Source organism: Pseudarthrobacter sp. rb (genome assembly GCF_056389225.1).
Window position 1 is genome coordinate 231,222 of sequence record NZ_JBWJAR010000008.1, and the last position, 6,624, is coordinate 237,845.

A 6,624-nucleotide genomic window follows, 5' to 3' on the forward strand; every position below is an offset into this window, starting at 1 on the left:
GACTAATCCAAGTCCTGCTTGTTGTTCCAACTGTATGAGGTCTGCTCAAATAGTGGCAACAAGGGCAAAAGCTACCGCTGGAACCCGCAGGCTTACAGGTTTCCCGGCACACCACCCGGCGCCCTGGACACCGCTTCCCGCAAGGAGGCCGCCGCTGGATGAGACTTGTTCACACCATGCTCACTCTGCAAACACGGCAAGAGCCCCTGAGCTACCGACGTCGGACTTCCGCAGTCATCGGTAGCTGAGGGGCTCTTGTGTTATTCGGTCTAGGGTTGGTGTCATGACCCGTGCCGGCCGTTTCGCCCCCAGCCCCTCCGGTGAACTGCATGTCGGGAACCTGCGCACCGCCATTCTCGCCTGGCTCTTCGCCCGCTCCACAGGCCGCGCCTTCCTGCTGCGGGTGGAGGACCTGGACCGTGCCCGCACGGGCGCGGAAGCGGAGCAGTTGCGGGACCTGGCCGCCATCGGCGTCACCTGGGACGGTGACGCCGTAAGGCAGACGGCGCGCGCCCCCCTCTACGCTGAAGCGATCGCCCGCCTCCAGGACGCGGGCCTGACCTATGACTGTTTCTGCACGCGCCGCGAGATCCAGGAGGCTGCGTCGGCACCGCATGCCCCGCAGGGCGCCTACCCCGGGACCTGCCGCAACCTGGACCGCGCTGAGCTGGAGTTCAAGCGCTCCATCCGGCCCTCGGCCCTCAGGCTGCGGGCCGAGGTCGCCGAGTTCACCGTGACCGACGTCCTCCATGGCCGGTTCACCGGCCTGGTGGACGACTTTGTGCTGCGGCGCAACGATGGCGTCACGGCCTACAACCTCGCCGTGGTGGTGGATGATGCCGAGCAGGGCATCGACCAGGTGGTTCGCGGTGATGACCTGCTCCCGTCCACGCCGCGGCAGGCCTATCTCGCCTCGCTTTTAAACATTCCCATACCGGAATATGCCCATGTTCCCCTGGTGGTAAATCAAGACGGCGCGCGGCTGGCCAAGCGCGACGGTGCGGTCACGCTTGCGGACCTGGCTCACTCCGGGGTGGGGGTGGAGGAGGTCCGGGACAGGCTGCTTGCCTCCGTTGGGCTGCCGGGCGGGACGCTGGAGCAGGCGCTGCCCGCATTCTGCCCCGCCGCCCTGCCCCGGGAGCCGTGGGTCTGGGAGCCCCTGGACGTCAACAAACGTTGACGCCCCCCGCTGCGTCAACTAATGTTGACGCCATGGAGGTGGACCGGATGAAGACGCTGGTTGGATCGATGGACGGCAAAGGGCCGGCCGAGGCGCTGCATGCTGTCGCGGAGTTGCAGAGGGAAGTGAGCCGGGCCGAATCGGCCCTGGTCCGCAGTGCGCGCCAGGCCGGATTGTCCTGGGAAGCGATCGCCCTCTGCCTGGGCGTCAGCAAGCAGGCCGTCCACCGGAAGTACGGCAAGCGGTAAGGCGGCCGCGCCTACTCCGGCGCCTTCTGCTCGAAGGGGGCCACGAATTCCTCCGCGAACCGCCGCACGCCGTCCCACTCGGTGTAGATGTAGTCGCGGCCGGTATCCGTATCGGTGCTGCCCTGGCCGCTGACGATATTCTTCATCATCATCCGTTTGAGGAACCCGTACTGGGTGTAGAGGAGGGCCCCGCCAAACAACGCCACCTTGGCGGGGTGCCAGCCGGTACTGTCCTCGAACTCAGCAACGCGTCTCTCCGCCTCTTCCGGGTCCCCATGCGCGGAGAGGCTGACGGAAAACAGGGCGGCCGGCACCTGCTCCAGGGCATCCCGGTTCTTGCGGACGAAATCCGCCACGAATCCCTCGTGCTTTCCGGCGTGGATGGAAGCACCCACGATGACGCCGTCATAGCCGCCAGGGAGGTCGTGGGCGGCATGCTTGAGGTCCAGCGTCCCGGCCTCATGGCCGCGGGCCTGCAGCACATCGGAGATGTACTCGGCGATCCGGGCCGTCTGGCCCTCGGTGGTCCCATAGGGGATCAGAATCTTTGCCATACCCACCACTCTGGCGTCCTGACAGGACCGGGCAAAGGGGCAAAAGTCCCGGCGCGGCGGCCCGGACAACCGGCGGCTAGACCCGCCCCAGCGCCTCGATGTCCTCGAGGAAATCAGCCTGCACTTCGGCGCTCACGGTAGTCCGGGTATCACCAATGGCATCGAGGTAGTCCTGGGTGGAGGGGCCCTTCCGGACTGCCTCCCGGACCGAAACATCGCCCCCCGAGGCCAGCCCGCCGTCGTCGTACACTGCTTTCTCCAGCGCCCGCTGGGAGGCGCTGCGGGCGGCATACTCAATGTCTGCCGGCGAAAAGCCCTCCGTGCGTTCCACCAGGAGCTCCACATCTACAGCGTCCACGACGGCGGCGGGAATGAAGCGCTGCCACATGGCCTCGCGTGCCTGCCGGTCCGGCAGCCCGATGGGAATGACGTAGTCGAACCGGCCGTGGCGCAGGAAGGCGGAGTCCAGGGCGCGGATGAAGTTGGTGGCGCAGACCAGGAGCCTGCCGGGCTGTTCGCGGAATGCGGGGATGATCTTCAGCAGCTCGTTGGTCACGCCCTGCAGCGGCGACGGCGGGTCCCCGGCCCGCTGGGAGGCGATCTCCTCCACCTCGTCGATGAACACCACGGCGTGCTCCAGCTCGGCGATCTCCAGGAAAGTTTCGCGGAGCGCGCCGGCCAGTCCCTGGGGATCGCCGGCCAGCCGGGAGGGGAACACTTCCACGAATGGCCATTCGAGCCGGGAGGCGATTGCCTTGGCGAAGGTGGTCTTGCCGGTCCCGGGCGGACCGAAGAGGACGACGGCGCGCGGCGGCACCACGCCGAATTCATCAGCCAGATCCGCCTCGGCGAGCGGAAGCACCAGGCGGCGTTCGAGCAGTTCCTTTTCCTTGCGCATGCCGGCCACGTTTTCCCAGAGATCACGCGCCAGGACGCGGCCGCCGAGCTGGCCAAGGGCGCCCAGCTCCTGGCGCTGGACCGGGATGGTGCGTTCGAAGTAGCGGAGGTTCTTCTTGAGCGCGAAGCCGCGGCCCAGGAACGCCTCCACCCGGGTTTCGGATTCCGGCATCAGCGCCGAGAGCTTGTTCAGGCCGTGCGGGGCCATGCGGTTTTCGACGGCGGCCAACAGTGACGTGCCGATGCCGCGGCCGCGGTACTCGGGCAGGGTGGCCAGGAACACGATCCAGCCCTGGTCGTGGGCGGCACGTCCGACGGCGGCGCCCACCACCTGTTCGCCCTGCACGGCGACCACGGCGTGGTCCTTCTCGCAGGACGCGAGGACCTCGGACAGGGCATAGACGGGCTCGACGTTGTGGGCCTTCAGCGTCTCCCACAGGTGCAGGATGCCGTCCAGGTCAGCCGAATGGAAATCCCTGATCCGCCAGTTGGTCATGGGTTTACTCCTGTTGGTTCGTCGTTGAGCCAGCCGTGTTCGGGTCAGCGTTTGGCACCTGGAAGTGAGCTTATGCGAACCCGCCGCCCGGGAGGGTTGCGGCGGCGTTGCATGACGCCCTTTCAGAGGCCCAGCGCGTCCATGGTGTGGCGCAGGGTGTCCGCGGAGCGCCGCAGTGCCGCCAGCTCGCCGTCGTCCATGGGCGTTTCCAGGACGCGGTGCACGCCGCCGCGGCCCACCACGCTGGGCAGGGACAGGGCCACCCCGGAGATCCCGTGCAGCCCCGACAGGACCGTGGAAACCGGCAGGACGGCATTGTCGTCGCGCAGGAGCGCCTCCACGATGCGGGCGCCGGACAGGCCGATGGCGTAGTTCGTGGCCCCCTTGCCGGCGATGACCTTGTAGGCGGCCTGCACCACTTCCGTGGCAGTCTCGGCGAGGTATTCGGGCGTGAAGATCCGCTCGCCGCCTTCTGTCCACTCGCGGATGGGCACCGGGCCAATGGTGGCGCCGGACCAGAGCGGGAATTCGGTGTCGCCGTGCTCGCCCACCATGCTGGCATGGACGCTGGAGACGGAAACACCTGCCCGGCGGGCGAGCAGCCAGCGCAGCCGGGACGTATCCAGCACGGTGCCGGAGGAGAAGATCCGTTCCGGGGGCAGCCCGGAAATCCGCTGGGCCGCCACCGTCAGGACGTCGCACGGGTTGGTCACGAGCACGTAGACGGCGTCCGGTGCCCGCTCAAGCAGCGGCGGCATCAGCTGTTCAAGGATCCGCACATTGGTGCCGGCCAGGTCCAGCCGGCTCTGGCCCGGGTTCTGCTTGGCACCGGCCGTGATGACCACGACGTCGGCGCCTTCCGTGACGGCGATATCCCCGCCGCCGGCAACCGTGGCCGACGCCGCAGCGAACTGGCTGCCATGGGCAAGGTCCAGGGCTTCCGCCTCCGCTTTGGGCGCGTTGACATCGAACAATGCGATGCTGCTGGCCGAACCACGGATCAGTGCCGCGTATGCCAGCGAGGTGCCGACGCTGCCGGCGCCCACCACGGCGAGTTTGGATCCTGGCATGGTGCCCTTCCTTCCGGAGTCGTTGAGTGTGTCTTACCCGAAGAGTAGCGTGGCCCACATCACTCAATATCCCTTTAGGAGCCACCATGCCACATCTCGGACGCCGGCTCGCAGCTGTTACTGCGGCGCTGGCAATGAGCGTCACCACGGGGGCCATCAGCCCCGCTTCGGCCGATCCCCGGCAGACAGACAAGGACCCCACGGCCACCGGCTACGGCGGCGCGGTCAGTACGGTGGACCCGGAAGCATCAGCGGCAGCCATCGAGGTCCTCCGCAAGGGCGGGAACGCGGTGGATGCGGCCGTTGCCGCGGCAGCCACCCTTGGAGTTACCGAGCCGTACAGCGCCGGGATCGGCGGTGGCGGCTATTTCGTCTACTACGACGCCAAGTCCGGGAAGGTCAGCACCATCGACGGCCGGGAAACGGCGCCGGCAGGAATCAAGCAGGATGCCTTCATCGATCCCGCTACCGGCAAGCCGTACCGGTTCACCCCGGAGCTCGTCACCAGTGGTGTCTCCGTGGGCGTTCCCGGTACGCCCGCCACCTGGGAGCGGGCACTGGAACGCTGGGGCAGCATCAGCCTGGGGGATGCACTGAAACCCGCGATCAAGGTGGCAGACCGCGGGTTCGTGGTGGATGAGACGTTCCGCAGCCAAACCGCAGACAACCAGGCGAGGTTCGAGGCCTTCACCTCCACCGAGGACCTGTATCTGCAGGGTGGCAAGCTGCCCGAAGTCGGTTCGGTCTTCCAGAACCACGACCTCGCGGACACCTATCGCCTGCTGGCCCGCAAGGGCATGAGCGCGTTCTACACCGGCCCGCTCGCCGAGGAGATCGCCAAGACGGTGCAGAATCCGCCCAAGTCCCCGGACACCAAGCTCCCCGTCCCGGTGGGTTCCATGACCACCGATGACCTGGCCGGCTACGAGGCCCTGGACCAGGACCCCACGCACGTGAACTACCGCGGCTATGACGTTTACGGCATGGCACCTTCAAGCAGCGGCGGCACAACCGTGGGGGAGTCGCTGAACATCCTGGACGTATTCGACCTGCCCGGCCTCAAGGTAGACCAGCCGGCTGTGCTGCACCACTACCTCGAGGCCAGCGCCCTGGCCTTCGCGGACAGGGGGAAATACGTGGGTGACCCCGCTTTCGTGGACGTGCCCACCGAAGCGCTGACCGATCCCGTCTTCGGCAAGGAACGCGCCTGCGAGCTCGACCCCAACCACGCGGCACCCAAACCCGTGAAGCCCGGCAACGTCACCTCCTACGACGGAACCTGCCCGGCGGAACCGGCGGCGCTCGCCGATGAGAAGGACACGGAGAACATCTCCACCACCAACATGACCGTCTCGGACAAGTGGGGCAACGTGGTGGAGTACACGCTGACCATCGAACAGACCGGCGGCTCCGGCATGGTTGTTCCCGGCCGCGGGTTCCTGCTGAACAACGAGCTCACCGACTTCTCCACGGTTTACAGCGCCGAGGACCCCAACCGGATTGAGCCGGGCAAGCGGCCGCGGTCGTCCATGTCGCCCACCATCCTGCTGGAGGACGGCAAGCCGTTCCTGGCACTGGGTTCCCCGGGCGGCTCCACCATCATCACCACCGTCCTGCAGACGATCGTCAACCGCATTGACCTGGGCATGAGCATCCCGGATGCCATTGCGGCCCCCCGGGCTTCCCAGCGGAACACCGAGAAGGTGACCGCAGAGCCGGCGTTCATCGACAAGTACGGGCCGGCCCTGACGTCCCGGTTCGGCCACATCCTGACGCCGTCGGGTGACTCGTTCACGTCCGCCTCGGAGATCGGGGCCGCCACCGCCATCGAGTTCCTCGACGACGGACGGACCCTGGCCGCAGCCGAGCCGGTCAGGCGCGGCGGCGGATCGGCCATGGTGGTCAAGCCGTCCAAGTGACGGGCTGAGGCACCTTTAAACCCCGACGGCGGCACTTGGGTTCCGGACTTCCAGAACCCAGGTGCCGCCGTCGGACGTTTAAGGCAGTTACTTCTTGAAGGTGTCAGCCGCCGCATTGGCGACTACCGGGGACGTCCCGGTGTAGCCTTCGCGGGTTTCGGCGATTTGGCGGATGCGGTGGCGGCAGGCGTACCAGCCGATGACCATGAGCACGGACGCGATGGCGGTGACGAGCATGGTCAGGGGTGAGTCGATGAAGA

Annotated in this window: 6 protein-coding genes; 3 read left to right on the forward strand and 3 right to left on the reverse strand. The window is 67.1% G+C overall.

Features of this window, described 5'->3' with window-relative positions:
• Positions 1–283: 283 nt before the first annotated feature.
• Both gluQRS and ACWRN3_RS13265 read left to right on the forward strand, forming a co-directional pair.
• On the forward strand, positions 284–1,180 hold the full coding sequence (gluQRS, locus tag ACWRN3_RS13260; RefSeq protein WP_324643497.1) for a tRNA glutamyl-Q(34) synthetase GluQRS: 897 nt from the start codon (positions 284–286) through the stop codon (positions 1,178–1,180).
• A gap of 32 nt (positions 1,181–1,212) precedes the next feature.
• Entirely contained in the window at positions 1,213–1,428 is a 216-nt protein-coding gene (locus ACWRN3_RS13265; RefSeq protein WP_255173667.1) for an AsnC family protein, read from the forward strand.
• An 11-nt stretch (positions 1,429–1,439) separates the two neighbouring features.
• Here ACWRN3_RS13265 and ACWRN3_RS13270 read toward each other — a convergent pair whose 3' ends face one another.
• The 3 genes from ACWRN3_RS13270 to ACWRN3_RS13280 form a co-directional block, all read right to left on the reverse strand.
• A complete protein-coding gene (locus ACWRN3_RS13270; RefSeq protein ID WP_476740903.1) occupies positions 1,440–1,982 on the reverse strand; it encodes a flavodoxin domain-containing protein in 543 nt (180 codons plus the stop codon).
• Positions 1,983–2,058: 76 nt separating this feature from the next.
• Positions 2,059–3,375, reverse strand: a complete 1,317-nt coding sequence (locus tag ACWRN3_RS13275) for an ATP-binding protein (RefSeq protein WP_324643496.1) — start codon at positions 3,373–3,375, stop codon at positions 2,059–2,061.
• A 122-nt stretch (positions 3,376–3,497) separates the two neighbouring features.
• Positions 3,498–4,445 carry an L-lactate dehydrogenase gene (locus ACWRN3_RS13280; RefSeq protein ID WP_476740904.1) on the reverse strand — a complete coding sequence of 316 codons (948 nt, stop codon included), beginning with the start codon at positions 4,443–4,445 and terminating at the stop codon, positions 3,498–3,500.
• 86 nt (positions 4,446–4,531) lie between these two features.
• Between ACWRN3_RS13280 and ggt the strand changes: the two genes are divergently transcribed.
• On the forward strand, positions 4,532–6,364 hold the full coding sequence (ggt, locus tag ACWRN3_RS13285) for a gamma-glutamyltransferase (RefSeq protein WP_476740905.1): 1,833 nt from the start codon (positions 4,532–4,534) through the stop codon (positions 6,362–6,364).
• Positions 6,365–6,624 lie beyond the last annotated feature (260 nt).